Origin of the sequence: Desulfotignum phosphitoxidans DSM 13687, assembly GCF_000350545.1 — a bacterium.
Classification (GTDB): Bacteria; Desulfobacterota; Desulfobacteria; order Desulfobacterales; family Desulfobacteraceae; genus Desulfotignum; species Desulfotignum phosphitoxidans.
Map to the genome: position 1 here is coordinate 97,918 of NZ_APJX01000007.1, position 14,086 is coordinate 112,003.

Consider the following 14,086-nt stretch of genomic DNA (forward strand, 5'->3'; position numbering starts at 1 on the left):
CCGGCAACAAAAAGAAAAGGGCCGTAAAAAAATGGAAAAACTGATCTGGGTAATGCTGGGCGGCAGCCTGGGCGCGGCAGGCCGTTACGGCATCAGCCTTCTGACGATCAACCTGTGGGGCACCCGCTTTCCCTGGGGCACGCTGGTTGTCAATATGGCGGGATGTTTTTTGATTGGATTGCTGTTCGGCCTGTCGGACCGAGTGCGCCTGCTGACCCCGGAGATGCGCCTGCTGCTGATCACCGGTTTTTTAGGGGCGCTGACCACTTTTTCCGCTTTTTCCATGGAAACCATTGCTGCCGGCCAGGCCGGCATGCGATTTCAGGCAGTGATGAACATCCTGGTCAACAATCTGGGCGGGCTGGCATTAACCGTGATGGGATTGTGGATCGGCAGTGTGAAATAGGCGGGGAAAATTCAGCGGGGAGAGGCCTGCTGCCCGGTCAAAAAAAAAGGAAAAGACACATGGATGACAAAAAACTGAAGATATTGTTTCTGTGCACGGGAAATGCATGTCGCAGCCAGATGGCTGAAGGGTGGACCCGATATCTTAAAAATGACGTGATCGAGGTATTTTCCGCAGGCGTGGAAACCCATGGCGTGGACCCAAAGGCTATGGCCGTGATGAAAGAGGCGGGGGTGGATATTTCCCACCATCGGTCCAAACATGTCAGCGAATTTCAGGACAAACAAATGGATGTGGTGATCACGGTGTGTGACAATGCCAAAGAATCCTGCCCGTATTTTCCCTTTGCCGGTAAAAAGGTCCACCGGGGATTTGAAGATCCTCCGGCCCTGGCAAAAGAGATCCGGAAGCGGGGCGGGGATGAGCAGGAGCAGCTGGACTGCTACCGGAAAGTCAGAGATGAGATCCGGGGGTTTGTGGAAAAACTGCCGGACAATGTGTTGTCATAAATCCAAAAAAATCGAACAACCCTGAAAAGGAGAAAAAAATCAACCATGAGTTCCCCTGTTGACAATGATCGGAGAATGACGAATGTGTTTGAGCAGTACCTGACCGTCTGGGTCGGGCTGTGCATTATCGGCGGCATCTTGTTGGGAAAAATCGCTCCCGGGCTGGCAAAAGCCCTGGACGGCATGGCCATCACCGTAAACAATGCCCCCGTGGTATCCATCCCCATTGCCGTGTGCCTGTTTTTCATGATGTACCCCATCATGGTGAAAATCGATTTCGCCTCGGTCATCCGGGCGGGAAAAAGCGGCAAACCCGTGTTCTGGACCCTGTTCATCAACTGGTGCATCAAGCCCTTTACCATGTATGCCATCTCCGTGTTTTTTCTGGGGATTGCATTTAAAGGATTTATCGGCCCGGATGCCATGGATCTGGTGAAAATTCCCTTCGGCCTGGACCTGCCCGTGGGGGCTGTCCACGGGGACGGGGTGGTGGTGGTGCATGAAGGGGTGAAGATGCTCCAGATCCCGCTGTGGCGAAGCTATCTGGCCGGATGCATCCTTTTGGGCATCGCGCCTTGTACGGCCATGGTCCTGGTGTGGGGGTATCTGTCCCGGGGCAATGACGGGTTGACCCTGGTGATGGTGGCCATCAACTCCTTGACCATGCTGGTGCTGTACGGGGTTTTGGGCGGATTTCTGCTGGGTGTGGGCAAACTGCCCATCCCCTGGCAGGCCCTGCTGCTGTCTGTAGGTATCTATGTGGCGCTGCCCCTGGTGGCAGGCTATTTTTCCAGAATCTGGATTATTAAAGCCAAAGGTGAAGCATGGTTCAAGGAAAAATTTTTAGGGGTTCTGACCCCGGTGACCATCAGTGCCCTGCTGGTGACCCTGGTACTTTTGTTCAGCTTCAAGGGAGATGTCATCACGGCCAATCCGTTGACCATTTTGTGGATTGCGGTTCCTTTGTTCATCCAGACCCTTCTGATTTTTGCGATCGGTTATGCCGGGGCCGTGTTCATGAAATTCAACTATGCAGATGCAGCCCCGGCCGCCATGATCGGGGCCTCCAACCATTTTGAAGTGGCCATTGCCACATCGGTCATGCTTTTCGGGCTGTCCTCGGGCGCAGCCCTGGCCACGGTGGTGGGCGTGCTGATCGAGGTGCCGGTGATGCTGATGCTGGTGGGGTTCTGTAAACGGACCCGGCCCTGGTTCAACGGCTGAGGTTGGAACTTGCTGTTATTTCACGGCATAAAACGGCTGATATGCGATTCACAAGAAAGGCAGGAAAAATGGCAGAGAAACAGTTTTTTTTAAAGGTGCTGATGCTGGATGCTTCATCCGGGTTTTACAGGCTCAAACGGTATGCAGTGGGGGATTTTTTCGGGCCCGTGGATTTGGGCATCCACATGAGTTTCAAGCACAACAGCCTGACCATCGGCGGCGGTCTTCTGGCCGGTTCCATTTTTCCGGGATCGAACCGGATGATTTTCTGCGGTATATCTCCCTGCTGGCACGGGTTCTATATATCATCCATGGGCGGTGCCGCCCTGGTGTTCGACAACCTGGGGATCAATCAGCTGGTGATTCTGGGCAAAGCCGACCGGCCGTCCCTGCTGTATCTCAACCGGAATCACGGAGAAGAGATCGAGGTGGAACTGGTGCCGGTGTCTCCCGGTACCATATGGAAAATGGGCCGGGGTGGGGTTTATGGGGTGATGGAGGAGGCCATGATCCGGTTTTCCGGCCGGTATGAAACCGATCCCAGGGTACTGGCCACCGGGCCGGCCTCCCGGTACACCGATTTCGGGGCCATTGCCTCGGCCCCGGTGCGCAAGAAAAAACTGACCCCGGTGGATACCTGGGCCGGCCGGGGCGGGTTCGGGTCCAAGCTTTTCCAGGAGCACGGCATTGTCGGCATCATTTACGGCGGCACCCATGTGGATGAGGATTTTCGTGAACGGTCCGTGGCGGATCAATGGTTCGAAGACAAATACAACCAGCGCATGGCAGCCAAGGATATCGAGGCCACCACCAAATACCGGTATGATCCCGGGGTTGAAACCGGCGGCACCTTTGGGGTGAACTATGCTGCCATGTCCGGCAATATCCTGGCATTCAACTACCGCACGATTTACTGGCGCGAAGATGAACGAAAAGCCTTTCACCAGAAATTTATCCGGGACCATTACCTGAAACAGTTCAACGAAGAAACGATCCAAAAAAAACAGCAGAAAACCTGCGGTGAACCCTGTGCGGCCGTGTGCAAGAAAATGAACGGAATCTACAAAAAAGATTATGAACCCTATCAGGCACTAGGACCCTTGTGCGGCATCTTTGATCAGCGGGCCGCAGAAATGCTGGCCGGCCATGCCGATATGCTGGGATTTGATGCCATTGCCGCAGGCGGAATCCTGGCCTGGCTTATGGACTGCCTGGATGAGGCATTGCTGGCCCCGGACGATATCGGTGCGGCCATGAAGCCGAAATGGCATTTCCAGGATTTTGATGTGGTTGAAGATTCCATGCACAATGCAGAACTTGGAAAGCGTCTGTTGGATGAAATGGTCCGGCCGGACGGAAAGATCCCTTTGGAAAAGGGGGCCAGAAAACTGGCCCGGGGTCTGGCAAAAGGAAAAGGCACACCCGTCATGGACCGGTTTGTTCATACGGCATTTGCCCGCCAGGGCTGGATGGTTCCCAACCAGTACTGGACCCCGGGGGTGCTGGCCCCCATGGCTATCATGGGCAAATACTATATGCACTATGGCAGCCGTTTTATGCCGCCCCGGGATCTGGGTCGGGAAAACGCGCTTCGCATGCTTCAGGAACTGATGCTGGACAATCTCGGCATATGCCGGTTTCACCGGGCTTGGGCCGAAGATCTGATGCCCGACATCATTGAAAAAATCTACGGGTTGAAAGACCGGTTCCTCGCGTCCATAGGATTGACCGCCGGCCGCATCACCAGCCGCAATGCCTCGGTATTCTGGGAATCGGAACGGAATATCGATATGGTCCATACCTTCTTGAAAAATAAACAACAAGTGGATAACATACATGATCCGGACCTGGAACACTGGCTGGATCTGTTTGACAAAGACAAACACCGGGCCGCATTTGAATTCTGGTATGAGATGCACAAAGGCACCCATGAAACCCTCCGGGATTTTCCGGTCTGATGGAGCGATGTTCACGCTCCTGGATCGGCTGATCCACAAGAAACACGATTGCTTGAAAGTATTGAACTGTGAGAACACATAACTGCAGTACCCGCAAATTAATCCCCGATTCCCGGAAAAATGAGACCGTTACCCTGATTGTGGTGATCATCACCCTGATCACCATGATAGTGGAAATCATTGCCGGCCTTATCAGCGGCTCCATGGCCCTTCTGTCCGACGGTATTCACATGGGCACCCATGCCCTGGCTCTGTTTATCACCCTTGCCGCATATATATTTGCCAGAAAACAGATGGACAACCCATCCTTTTGTTTCGGTACCGGAAAGGTCGGTGTGCTGGGCGGCTACACCAATGCCATTCTCCTTTTGGTTGCAGCGGCTGCCATGGCGTTCGAATCCATTGAAAGGCTGATCAATCCGGTTCATATCCTGTTCAACCAAGCCATTATCGTGGCGGTTATCGGCCTGGTCGTCAATATTGTTTCCGCCATCATCCTGGGCCACGGGGGTTCGAACCACAGCCACGATCACGACCCTCTTCGATCACACGATGATCATTCAGAGCCCATCTGCTATCATCACAGTCATGAGGACCACAACCTCAAGGCCGCGTACCTCCATGTGATTACAGATGCCCTGACCAGTGTTCTGGCCATCATTGCCCTGCTGGCAGCCAAATTTTTCGGACTGTCCTGGGCAGATCCCCTGGTGGGGATCTTAGGCGCCATTGTGGTGACAAGATGGGCTATCGGTCTTTTGAAACAGACCAGCAGCGTTCTCCTGGACAAATCCGATACATCAGAGACGGTCGCCCGGCTGCGGGAATTGATCGAATCCGACACCACATCCATTGAAGACCTTCACATCTGGCAGATTTCAGAAAACGAACAGTCCCTGATATTGAGCCTGAATTCCTCAGATGATAAAGGCCCGTCCTTTTATCACAATCTTGTGAAAAAGGCGGGCCATTTTGATCACATCACCGTTGAAATTCATAAACACCCCCCGGATTCCTGAAAATCTGGATGACCATGCCTGAAATTCAGACGGCAATCAGCAGTTCAAGCGGATGAAACACCTGCCGGGAAAACACATGCTTAAGCTGCATGCGGCAGGACAGGCAGTCGGTGATAAGGGTCCGGTTGGATGCGGCGGCCAGCCGGTCAAACAAAGGGCCGCCGATGGCAAGAGAATGGTCATGAAAACCGGTTTTAAACCCCAGATGACCCCCCATGCCGCAGCAAAGCATCTCCCCGCCCATAGGGATGATGTCTGTGCCGGGCAAAGACTGGATCATCTCCACATAGGGATGTCCGATGTTTTGTTCCCGCTGGTGGCAGGGGGCAAAATAGGCCAGGGGCCGGTCAGGTTCCTTCAGAGATATGGAAAGCTGTCCTGTTTTGTAATGGGCCAGCAGGTATTCTCCCAGATCCTGGACGTTCAGGGACAGATCAATGCGCTGCAGCGGATCAATGCTGGAAAAATATCCGTCATCTTTTAAAAAGGTTTTGTAAATGCCCATGGGCACGAAGGTGAATTTTTTGTCCCTGGACCCTGTCGGTACCTGCATCCTGTTGTTGCCGGCATCGGCCCGGTGTTGAAACGCTTCTGAATAATACGCGGTTTCTTTCAGCAGTTTTTTGAAAAAATATCCGCAGGTGGGGCAGGAGCAGACGATGTCGTATCCGTCCTGCATACAGGCACCAAGGGTTTCCAGGTTGGCCTGGATCCGTTTTTTAGCTGCCTGTTGGTTTCCTTCCATGATCAGGGGCATGCTGCAGCAGTGCTGGGAAGGGACAAACACCTGAATCCCGTTTTGTTCCAGCAGGCCCACCGCTGCTTTGGCTACCCCAGGAAACAGATACCCGGCACTGCATCCGGCAAAATAGGCGACTTTTAAGGCATCCCGGCTGGGGTTTTTCACAGGCGTGGTCAATCCCTTTTTTTTGCCCACACAAAAAAGCTTTCTTCTGGAAAGGCGGGCAAGGATCTTTCAGGATGGATATCCAGGGTTTTTTTTACCATTGTTGTGACCGGTTTCAGCCGGTTCAGGGGATTTAATACAGTGGAAAATGCCGTTCCCCACCGGCCGGCCTGCCGGGCATCAGACAAAAGCCTTGTGGACAGCGGGGGCAGGTTCTCTTCCGCCCAGGCGGCTTTGGCTTTTAACACCAGCATCCGGATATCCTGGCACGGGCACAGCCCGCACAGGGTGCACAGATCCACCAGGGATGCCAGGTCCATATCAGCCAGCGGGGTGCCGGTTTCTTGTGAAAGGTCGTGCAGGCGGTACATTTCAGGAAAAAACAGGCAGTCCTCTTCCATGTGTTCCCGGCACACCTCGCATCCGGAACGGCCGGCGCATTTTTTGAACATTTCCAACACCAGGGAGGTGAAACCGGTTGCCATTTCCATCACCTGCCCTGGTTTTCCCCAAGGATTTCCATAACCTCTCTGGCGGTGTCTCCCCGCAGAAATTCAGCAACACCCAGAAGCCCGTCCACCAGGTATTTGGATTGGTATCCTTTGGTTCTCAGATATGCCATGGCCAGAATGGCCCGGTCTTTATGGGGGCAGGCGGTCACGATGATTTTGTCTTTGTCCAGCTCATCCAGGCGGGATGGCAGTTCATTGAGCGGGATATGGCGGCCAAACCCCATGCGCCAGGCAGCTGTTTCCTCCTTGAAGCGGATGTCGACAAGCTGGATGAATCCTTGTTCCAGCCCGCTGACCAAAGATTCGCTGTTGATCTTCATCTCTTTGCGGGCCTTGTAGTCGAACCCGGAAATATAGGTTTCCAAAGACAATTCTTCGGCATGGGCCGCAAGAGAAATTGCCATCATCAGGATGGCGGCAATCGTAATGATACCTTTTTTCATGGTAATATATCCTCCTTGGGATACTAAGGGTATGAAACGGTTCGCAGATACCTGGTTCTGGGAGATAGTTTGTGGGTTTATCTGACACGGCGGGTGTTTTTAATGAACACCAATCCGGCCAGGCCCAGGGAGAAGATCAAAAAACATATATCGCGTGCCAGGGTCAGCAGGGTGATGGGATCATCATCCGGGGCAGCGGAAAAACACCCGCAGCTGATATCCAGGCCCCGGGCCAGGTTGAATATGATCATCCCCACAAACAAGGCCATCAACATGGCTGCCAGGGCGGATGCCCCGGCCATCCACCGGTTGATCAGCAGACAGGCGCCCAGGATCAGCTCCAGCCAGGGCAGTATCAGGGCGGTCAGGTTCACGAGGTATCCTGGCAGCACCTGGTAGTTGAACACCGCTTCTGCAAACAGGTCCGGGTGGATGATTTTATCGATGCTGGCATAGATAAACACACCAGCCATGACCAGCCGGGTAAAATGATACCCTATGGTAAGTGGGACATCAATAGATGATTTTTTTTGCAGCATTTGGCCTCCGAAAGATCAGGATGAGGGGGTGGTAACGGGCAGATCGTGTCCCTTCCACAGGGTCCAGCCGTTGACCAGCACCTTGATCCGGGTGAACCCCAAGTCCTTGAGAAACAGTGCCAGGTCATGGCTCAATGAACAGGCTTCCCCGTCGCAGTAGGTGATGATCATGGCTTCCGGGTCCAGGGTCATGATGACGGTTTCAAAATAGTTGTCCACCTCATGCCAGGGCAGGTTGACAGCACCCTGGATGTGTCCCTTTTCATACTCGGCAGGTGTCCGGGCATCCAGAAAAATTGCGGCATTGTCTGCAAACAGGGCCGCAGCGTCTTCCAGAGGAATGGCCAGAGCCTCACCATCTTCTGTAACCAGGTTGTCCGCCATGGACCAGGTTTCCACAAAAGGGATGCTGTCCGGCCGGATAAAGTTGACAGCCGCACCAAGGACTACGGATATCAGTATGATGAAAATTATCTGACGGACCGTGTTGCCAATATGGTGCCGTACAAGTGTGGGTGCCATGAAAAAGCTCCTTGGTTTACATTTCCAGAGTGAACCGGCCCATATATTCGGTGAGGCGCCGGTGCTGATCCGGATCAAGGGGAGGGCAGTCGTCAGGGCCGTTGGCCCCTTCCGCCACTTTGGCAGCAAACACCAGGCAGGTGGGCTGGCTGCATTCTTTGCAGTTGGTTTTCGGCAGCAGCTTGAGAATCTCCATGATACCGGGGCGGGGCATCCCGGTATAGCAGGGGGTTATCTCCTCTTTTTTCTCCCAGGCCGCATTGATCTCATTTTTGAGCCATGCCACGATTTTTTCAGCTTCTGCTTCATCCTTCAGGGCGTTCACTGCAATTTTATTGCCGTGCACCGTGATCAGCTTGCCATGGGTCTTAAAGGTGACAGCCGGGGGATCGTTGAGGTATTCGAATCCTCCCAGCACGGCATTCAGATAGGGAATGGCGTCTGTGACATCCTGGTCCAGGTGGGCAAAGCAGTGTACGCCTTCGGCATCTGCCTGGCATTTGGATTTAAATATTTCCAGAGAATAGCTCTTCAACAGCATGTCATATCTCCTCGGGTTGGCTGTGTTACCGGTTTATGCCGCTTGCAGGGCCGAAAAAAAGGGATTGGCAATGAAATACAGGCCCAGCAGCATGATGGTGACACCGGCCAGTTTTCTAAACCACATGCCGGCCCCGCTCCAGGCGCTGCTCTCCAGCAGTTTTTTCACCAGGGCAGTGGAACTGCCGGCAATGACGATGGGCAGGCAGTGGCCGATACCGAACAGGATGATGAGGATGATGCCGGTTATCACTTTTTCCTGGATGGTGATCAACGCCAGAATAGGGGCGATGAACCCGAAGGTGCAGGAGCCGGACAACACCCCGTAGGCCAGCCCCAGCACAAAGGCCCCGGTCATGCCTTTGAGTTTCAGGCGGTGCATCAGGCTCCCTGACAAGGAACATTTTTCAACCCCGAGCATACCCAGAGCCACCCATACAAGAATGGCACCCACCAGAATCTGCCAGAAGTTTCCCACATCCCCCAGCATCCGGCCCAGCAGGGCGCAGATGATGCCGATGATAGCTATGGTGATAAACAGGCCAAGGGTGAAAAGCGCGGAATAGATGCCGGCCTGGCGCGGGTGGACCATTTTTTCCTGGCCCCCCACGTATCCGACGATCAACGGGATGGAGGCCAAATGACAGGGGCTGAACAGCACACTGATCATGCCCCACAAAAATGATCCCACTGCGGCGACCATGATGCCGCCGGTCATCCACTGGTTCACGGTCAGAAAAAGGGAATCAAGCATCAAAAGCTCCTTGTTAAAGGGCGGGTTTTTCAACCCCCATTCTGGTTAATTGTTCCACAATGGCATCTTCACTCATGAATCCCTGGTGGCGGTACACCTCCTTGCCGTCAGGGTCAAAAAAAACCTGGGTGGGAATGGCCCGGACTCCGAACCGGGGGGCCTGGTCCCGGTGTTTCCATACATCTATGAACGCGATCACAGCCCGGTCCCGGTAGGCTGTTTCCAGTTTTTCCAGGATCGGGGCCATCATCTTGCAGGGCACACATTCGGTGGCCCCCAGGTCGATCATGGTGACCATACCCTTTACCGGCAGGTCATTGAAATCATAGCGGACATCTGATTCCGCTGTGCCGCTGGTACGGTCCGCAGTGGATTTGTTTTTAAACTGGATGTTGTAAAGGGTGGTTACGGCAACAATGGCGATGACGATATAAACGAGGATACGGATCTGTTTCACTGCGCCACCCCCATTTGTTTCAGCTGTTTTGTCACCGCTTCTTCCGGATAAAATCCCGTGTGCCGGAACACCTCCTGTCCATTGGCATCGAAAAATGCCTGGACCGGTATGGACTGGATGCCGTACCGACCGGCCAGTACCTGATTTTCGCGCACATGAAGAAACACGATGTTCAGGGTGTCGGGAAATTTTTTCTCCAGCTTGTCCAGGATGGGCTGCATCATGTCACAGGGAACACACCCGTCGGCACCGAATTCCACCATGCTGGGTTTTCCGGACAGCCTGGCTTTGTCCACCGGGTTGTCGGTCATCTTTTTGTACTGGACATCCATCCATTTTTCATTGATGCGGATCTGGTGGCGTTGTCCCAGATCATGGATATGGGTTCGGACTGCGGTCTGCTGTTTGTTCTCCAGCAGAAATTTTTTGATGCTGTCTTCCACCTGATCAAAGGGCATGCCCCCGACCATCTCCTTGTTTTCATCATAAAAGGTTTTTGCCTCCTTGTCGGAAACGGTCTGATCACCCACTTTGCTTTGCAGGTAGGCGGTAATCTGTTCCTGTGTCACGGATTTGCCGTCTGCCAGTCCGCTTTTTTTCACCTCATCTTCCAGAATCAGGGTGAGAATCTCCTGTTCCGCAAGAAAGATCAGGTTGTTTTCCAACTGGTCCTGCAATCGGGGATCCTGTTTTTCCAGGGCCTGTGCCATCCCGGATCGGGTCAGCGCAATGCCGGTGTCGGTTTTCAGGATCAGGTCATCTTCCAAAGCGGTAAGCGTCGCGGATTTGATAAACCGGTCCGACAGCAGGGGATAAAGGTCTTTCACCGTTTTTGCATGGGTGGTTTGGGCTGCTGCCAAAAGGGCTGCCAGCCCTGTAAGCAGTCCGGCCAGTGCAGTGACGGTCCATTGTTTCATACAGATGGTTCGGGTCATCAGGGGCATGTCCTTAATTAAGGTTACCTGTTTTTTTTTTGCCTGCCTTATTTGGTCAGCCAGGATTTGACATCCTCTTTTTTGGGAATTTTACCCACGCATTTGACATCCCCGTCAATGACCACGGCCGGGGTGCCGAAAACCCCGTATCCTGCGATATCCATGGCACCGGTGACTTTTTCCACATTGGCCTCCACACCGGTTTCGGACACGGCTTCCGCTACTATTTTACTGGTTTGTTCGCATTTGGGGCATCCAGGGCCCAGTATTTTGATTTCCATGATGTGACTCCTTTAAATGGTTTATATGTTTTGGGTTTTACACTAAACGACAAAAGTACCGTAGATCATGCCGGCAATGGTCGACATCACAACGATGATGGTACAGAAGACGGCTGTTTTTTTTGCGCCCATGACGCTTGCTATGACCAGCATGTTGGGCAAAGACAGGGCAGGGCCTGCCAGCAGCAGGGCCAAAGCAGGGCCCTTGCCCATGCCGGCGCCTAAAAGCCCCTGGAGGATGGGCACTTCGGTCAGGGTGGCAAAGTACATGAATGCCCCGGCCACCGAGGCGAACAGGTTGGCCCACAGGGAGTTGCCCCCCAGCAGGGTCTGGATGTACTGCTCAGGTATCAATGCAGAGTGTCCGGGCCGGCCCAGGAGAAATCCCGCCACGATCACACCGGCAAACAGCAAAGGAAAGATCTGTTTCATGAATCCCCAGGTGGCATCGATCCAGGACACGCATTCATCCTTGGTGAACCAGGCCTTGAGCATCCATCCCAAAGCGAGCAGCAGAAAAATGGTGATATACCATTTGGCGGCAAATATGGCCGGCCAGAGGCCTGTGGCATCCGGGGCCGGTTTGGCGAATGCGGCGAAAACAAGGATCAGCACCATGGTCAGAATATAGATGCTGTCCTGGAAAAGGGTCCGCCCCTTGTCCTCTTCATCCGGCACATAGATCTGGCCCCCGGTTCTGGCCATGTCATCTTTTTTAAAGATCACCGACATTAACAGGCCCGTGATGACTGCGAAAACAACGGCACCAATGGCCCGGGCAAGGCCCAGCTGCCATCCCAGGATCTTGGCGGTCATGGTGATGGCCAGCACATTGATGGCCGGGCCGGAGTACAGAAATGCCGTGGCCGGCCCGATACCGGCCCCCCGGGTGTAGATGCCGGCAAACAGCGGGAGCACCGTGCAGGAGCAGACCGCCAGGATGGTGCCGGACACCGATGCCACTGAATAGGACAGAATTTTATTGGCCTGATTGCCGAAATACTTGAGCACGGATGCCTGGGACACGAATACGGCAATGGCACCGGCGATGAAAAACGCCGGAATCAGGCAGGTCAGTACATGTTCTCTGGCATATTCCTGGAGCATCATGAATGCCTCCAGTCCGGACTGCCGGATCACCGGATCGGCCCAGGGGATGAAATAGGCCATGAGAAACAGGGCCACAAGAATGAGCAGTTTGGTTTTTTCTTTCATTATTGCCAACTCCTTTATGGAACGATCAGTGACGGTCAGTTCCGGTTCAAAATGACATTCCGGTCAATGCCGGGCAGCAGCCGGACCATGGTTTGCAGTTCCGGTTCATCTTCCAGCCAGTCCCGGAGGTGGTTGATCAGGGTGGCGGCAAAGGCGCTCTGGGTGCCGTCCGCCAGTTGATAGTTCACCCACAGCCCGTTTTTTTGATAGGTGATCAGGCCGGCATCCTCCAGGATTTTCAAATGTTTGCTGGTGGTGGACTGGGCTTTGTCCAGGGCGGTCTGAATTTCACACACGCACATGGTTTTGTGCTGAAGCATTTTCATGATTTTCACCCGGGCCGGATCAGACAGGGCTTTCATCACTCTGATAAACTCTTTCATGGTCGGTTCCTGTTTATATGAAAGTGTTAAGATTTAAGTGTTAAGCTTACACTTTCATTATTTGTTGTGGTTTCTCAGGTCATGGGTGTTTATATGAAAAAAGGTCATATCACAGCGGCTGTCATGGCAGAGACTGTTCAGCAACATTTGCCCCCCAGTTGCCTGGATTTGGCTCGATCCCCCGGAGACAGGGGTCTGGGAGAATCAAACTTTTTTTGTACCGGCAATTTACAGGCCAGCCGGACCGCGTGCATGACTGCCGCAAGATCATCGGGGTCCAGGTGATCCCCGTCTGTTCTTCTGATATCCAGCCGGCTGACGATCACATGGTCAGCAAACCGGATGCCCTGGTTTTTCAACAGGTTCCCGGCACAGGCATGGTCACATCCGTTAATGACCACGATCTGTGCGGTATTCTTTGCCGACTGAACAAAACCGCTGATGCCGGCGGCGATACCGGCCAGGCAGAACATGCGGCCAATTCCTTCTTTGGTCAGCTCCCGGGCAGCCCGATCAGCAAGCTGACCTGCATTTTTGCTGCCTGAACAGGACAGGATCATGATATCCGGCGCGTTGCATCCGCAGTTGTCTTTCATGGCATGTGCTCCTATAAATCGTTAAAACGGAATATATAGTTACATAAACCGGTTGTCAACCTCCGGAACAAAAAAAAATGCACTGTATCCCAAAAAAAACAGCAGGTATTGTGCCTGCTGTGTAAAATGTGAATTTGCTGAACTTATCAGGGCTGGATATACCCGGCCACACGGATTTTGATGGTTCGTTCGGGATCCAGGTCGGTTTCCAGCTCGATGATGTCAAAGTACCGGCCGGCCGTGCTTTTCCGGTTGCTGACCGTCAACACGAAATAACTGTCCGGCGGGGTTCCCTTTTTTTCAATCGTAAAGTCGATATTCTGACCGTTTCTGGCGGCGGCATTTACAATGTTGAAATCGGGAAAGGCCGCCGGGACAATTTTCATCTCTGCCGAAATGGTGTCACCGGGTTTGCCTCTCAGGCTGATCATTTGAGGCGTCAGACGGGCGACAGGCCGGACTTCGCCGGACAAAGACACTGTAATGACCTTGTTCTCGGGATCATTGGTGTGGATTTTGACCACTTCTTTGACCATTCGGCCGCCATAGCCCTGTGTGGCAAAGGTTGCATTTAGTTTTCCTTCTTCCCCCGGAAGAAGCTGGCGCGCGCTGGTGGCTGCGGTGCACCCTCAGCCGGTCTGAACTTTGAGGATCTCCAGCAGGGCGTTTCCGGAATTGACCAGCGTGAACTCATGGGTGACCACATCGCCTTCAATGGCCGGATCAAATTGATAACTGGGGTTTGGGATGGTGATACGCGGGGTGCTTTGGGTGGACGTGGATGTGTCTGCGGACAAGGGCGAATGCCATAATAATGCCAGAATCAGCAGGAAAAGCCATTTTTTCATTTAAAACTCCTTTGGAACGGTGCCGGGTTATTTGGATA

General features: G+C 53.4%; 19 protein-coding genes. 5 read left to right on the plus strand and 14 right to left on the minus strand.

Annotated elements, in window-relative coordinates:
* Positions 1–31: 31 nt before the first annotated feature.
* The 5 genes from crcB to dmeF all read left to right on the plus strand — a co-directional run bounded on the left by crcB (position 32) and on the right by dmeF (position 5,116).
* Positions 32–406, plus strand: a complete 375-nt coding sequence (gene crcB, locus DPO_RS15545; RefSeq protein ID WP_006967077.1) for a fluoride efflux transporter CrcB — start codon at positions 32–34, stop codon at positions 404–406.
* Between the two features lie 59 nt (positions 407–465).
* The gene (locus DPO_RS15550) at positions 466–915 is read left to right on the plus strand and encodes an arsenate reductase ArsC (RefSeq protein ID WP_006967078.1); all 450 of its coding nucleotides are present in this window, start codon (positions 466–468) and stop codon (positions 913–915) included.
* Positions 916–960: 45 nt separating this feature from the next.
* The gene (arsB, locus tag DPO_RS15555) at positions 961–2,139 is read left to right on the plus strand and encodes an ACR3 family arsenite efflux transporter (RefSeq protein WP_006967079.1); all 1,179 of its coding nucleotides are present in this window, start codon (positions 961–963) and stop codon (positions 2,137–2,139) included.
* 68 nt (positions 2,140–2,207) lie between these two features.
* Positions 2,208–4,097, plus strand: a complete 1,890-nt coding sequence (locus tag DPO_RS15560) for an aldehyde ferredoxin oxidoreductase N-terminal domain-containing protein (protein ID WP_006967081.1) — start codon at positions 2,208–2,210, stop codon at positions 4,095–4,097.
* Between the two features lie 68 nt (positions 4,098–4,165).
* A complete protein-coding gene (dmeF, locus tag DPO_RS15565; RefSeq protein ID WP_006967082.1) occupies positions 4,166–5,116 on the plus strand; it encodes a CDF family Co(II)/Ni(II) efflux transporter DmeF in 951 nt (316 codons plus the stop codon).
* Between the two features lie 25 nt (positions 5,117–5,141).
* On the opposite strand, the gene DPO_RS15570 is transcribed toward dmeF, so the two are convergent.
* From DPO_RS15570 to DPO_RS26590, 14 genes are all read right to left on the minus strand, one after another.
* A complete protein-coding gene (locus DPO_RS15570) occupies positions 5,142–6,053 on the minus strand; it encodes a heterodisulfide reductase-related iron-sulfur binding cluster (RefSeq protein ID WP_040011973.1) in 912 nt (303 codons plus the stop codon).
* Entirely contained in the window at positions 6,032–6,508 is a 477-nt protein-coding gene (locus DPO_RS15575) for a hypothetical protein (RefSeq protein WP_152427697.1), read from the minus strand. Before DPO_RS15575 ends, DPO_RS15570 begins: the two co-directional genes overlap by 22 nt.
* A gap of 5 nt (positions 6,509–6,513) precedes the next feature.
* A complete protein-coding gene (locus DPO_RS15580; RefSeq protein WP_006967085.1) occupies positions 6,514–6,978 on the minus strand; it encodes a rhodanese-like domain-containing protein in 465 nt (154 codons plus the stop codon).
* A gap of 77 nt (positions 6,979–7,055) precedes the next feature.
* The gene (locus tag DPO_RS15585; RefSeq protein WP_006967086.1) at positions 7,056–7,517 is read right to left on the minus strand and encodes a MauE/DoxX family redox-associated membrane protein; all 462 of its coding nucleotides are present in this window, start codon (positions 7,515–7,517) and stop codon (positions 7,056–7,058) included.
* A 15-nt stretch (positions 7,518–7,532) separates the two neighbouring features.
* Complete coding sequence (locus DPO_RS15590; RefSeq protein WP_006967087.1) at positions 7,533–8,039, minus strand: rhodanese-like domain-containing protein; 507 nt, start codon at positions 8,037–8,039, stop codon at positions 7,533–7,535.
* Positions 8,040–8,055: 16 nt separating this feature from the next.
* A complete protein-coding gene (locus tag DPO_RS15595; protein ID WP_006967088.1) occupies positions 8,056–8,580 on the minus strand; it encodes a (Fe-S)-binding protein in 525 nt (174 codons plus the stop codon).
* 33 nt (positions 8,581–8,613) lie between these two features.
* A complete protein-coding gene (locus DPO_RS15600) occupies positions 8,614–9,333 on the minus strand; it encodes a cytochrome c biogenesis CcdA family protein (protein ID WP_006967093.1) in 720 nt (239 codons plus the stop codon).
* Positions 9,334–9,346: 13 nt separating this feature from the next.
* The gene (locus tag DPO_RS26125; RefSeq protein ID WP_006967094.1) at positions 9,347–9,790 is read right to left on the minus strand and encodes a thioredoxin family protein; all 444 of its coding nucleotides are present in this window, start codon (positions 9,788–9,790) and stop codon (positions 9,347–9,349) included.
* Positions 9,787–10,725, minus strand: a complete 939-nt coding sequence (locus tag DPO_RS24035) for a thioredoxin domain-containing protein (RefSeq protein ID WP_006967095.1) — start codon at positions 10,723–10,725, stop codon at positions 9,787–9,789. The genes DPO_RS26125 and DPO_RS24035 overlap by 4 nt, the downstream gene beginning before the upstream one ends.
* Before the next feature lie 47 nt (positions 10,726–10,772).
* Complete coding sequence (locus DPO_RS15615; protein ID WP_006967096.1) at positions 10,773–11,006, minus strand: thioredoxin family protein; 234 nt, start codon at positions 11,004–11,006, stop codon at positions 10,773–10,775.
* 42 nt (positions 11,007–11,048) lie between these two features.
* Entirely contained in the window at positions 11,049–12,221 is a 1,173-nt protein-coding gene (locus DPO_RS15620; RefSeq protein ID WP_006967097.1) for a permease, read from the minus strand.
* Between the two features lie 35 nt (positions 12,222–12,256).
* On the minus strand, positions 12,257–12,604 hold the full coding sequence (locus tag DPO_RS15625; RefSeq protein ID WP_006967098.1) for an ArsR/SmtB family transcription factor: 348 nt from the start codon (positions 12,602–12,604) through the stop codon (positions 12,257–12,259).
* A 137-nt stretch (positions 12,605–12,741) separates the two neighbouring features.
* Positions 12,742–13,200 (minus strand): putative zinc-binding protein, encoded by a 459-nt coding sequence (locus DPO_RS15630; RefSeq protein WP_006967099.1) that lies wholly within the window; start codon positions 13,198–13,200, stop codon positions 12,742–12,744.
* A gap of 146 nt (positions 13,201–13,346) precedes the next feature.
* A complete protein-coding gene (locus DPO_RS26590) occupies positions 13,347–14,048 on the minus strand; it encodes a DUF1573 domain-containing protein (protein ID WP_328284774.1) in 702 nt (233 codons plus the stop codon).
* Positions 14,049–14,086 lie beyond the last annotated feature (38 nt).

Coding starts and splice junctions, on each gene's coding strand:
- crcB (WP_006967077.1), top strand. CDS start 32: ATGGAAAAACTGATCTGGGTAATGCTGGGCGGCAGCCTGGGCGCGGCA.
- DPO_RS15550 (WP_006967078.1), top strand. CDS start 466: ATGGATGACAAAAAACTGAAGATATTGTTTCTGTGCACGGGAAATGCA.
- arsB (WP_006967079.1), top strand. CDS start 961: ATGAGTTCCCCTGTTGACAATGATCGGAGAATGACGAATGTGTTTGAG.
- DPO_RS15560 (WP_006967081.1), top strand. CDS start 2,208: ATGGCAGAGAAACAGTTTTTTTTAAAGGTGCTGATGCTGGATGCTTCA.
- DPO_RS15575 (WP_152427697.1), bottom strand. CDS start 6,508: ATGGCAACCGGTTTCACCTCCCTGGTGTTGGAAATGTTCAAAAAATGC.
- DPO_RS15580 (WP_006967085.1), bottom strand. CDS start 6,978: ATGAAAAAAGGTATCATTACGATTGCCGCCATCCTGATGATGGCAATT.
- DPO_RS15585 (WP_006967086.1), bottom strand. CDS start 7,517: ATGCTGCAAAAAAAATCATCTATTGATGTCCCACTTACCATAGGGTAT.
- DPO_RS15590 (WP_006967087.1), bottom strand. CDS start 8,039: ATGGCACCCACACTTGTACGGCACCATATTGGCAACACGGTCCGTCAG.
- DPO_RS15595 (WP_006967088.1), bottom strand. CDS start 8,580: ATGCTGTTGAAGAGCTATTCTCTGGAAATATTTAAATCCAAATGCCAG.
- DPO_RS15600 (WP_006967093.1), bottom strand. CDS start 9,333: ATGCTTGATTCCCTTTTTCTGACCGTGAACCAGTGGATGACCGGCGGC.
- DPO_RS24035 (WP_006967095.1), bottom strand. CDS start 10,725: ATGACCCGAACCATCTGTATGAAACAATGGACCGTCACTGCACTGGCC.
- DPO_RS15615 (WP_006967096.1), bottom strand. CDS start 11,006: ATGGAAATCAAAATACTGGGCCCTGGATGCCCCAAATGCGAACAAACC.
- DPO_RS15620 (WP_006967097.1), bottom strand. CDS start 12,221: ATGAAAGAAAAAACCAAACTGCTCATTCTTGTGGCCCTGTTTCTCATG.
- DPO_RS15625 (WP_006967098.1), bottom strand. CDS start 12,604: ATGAAAGAGTTTATCAGAGTGATGAAAGCCCTGTCTGATCCGGCCCGG.
- DPO_RS15630 (WP_006967099.1), bottom strand. CDS start 13,200: ATGAAAGACAACTGCGGATGCAACGCGCCGGATATCATGATCCTGTCC.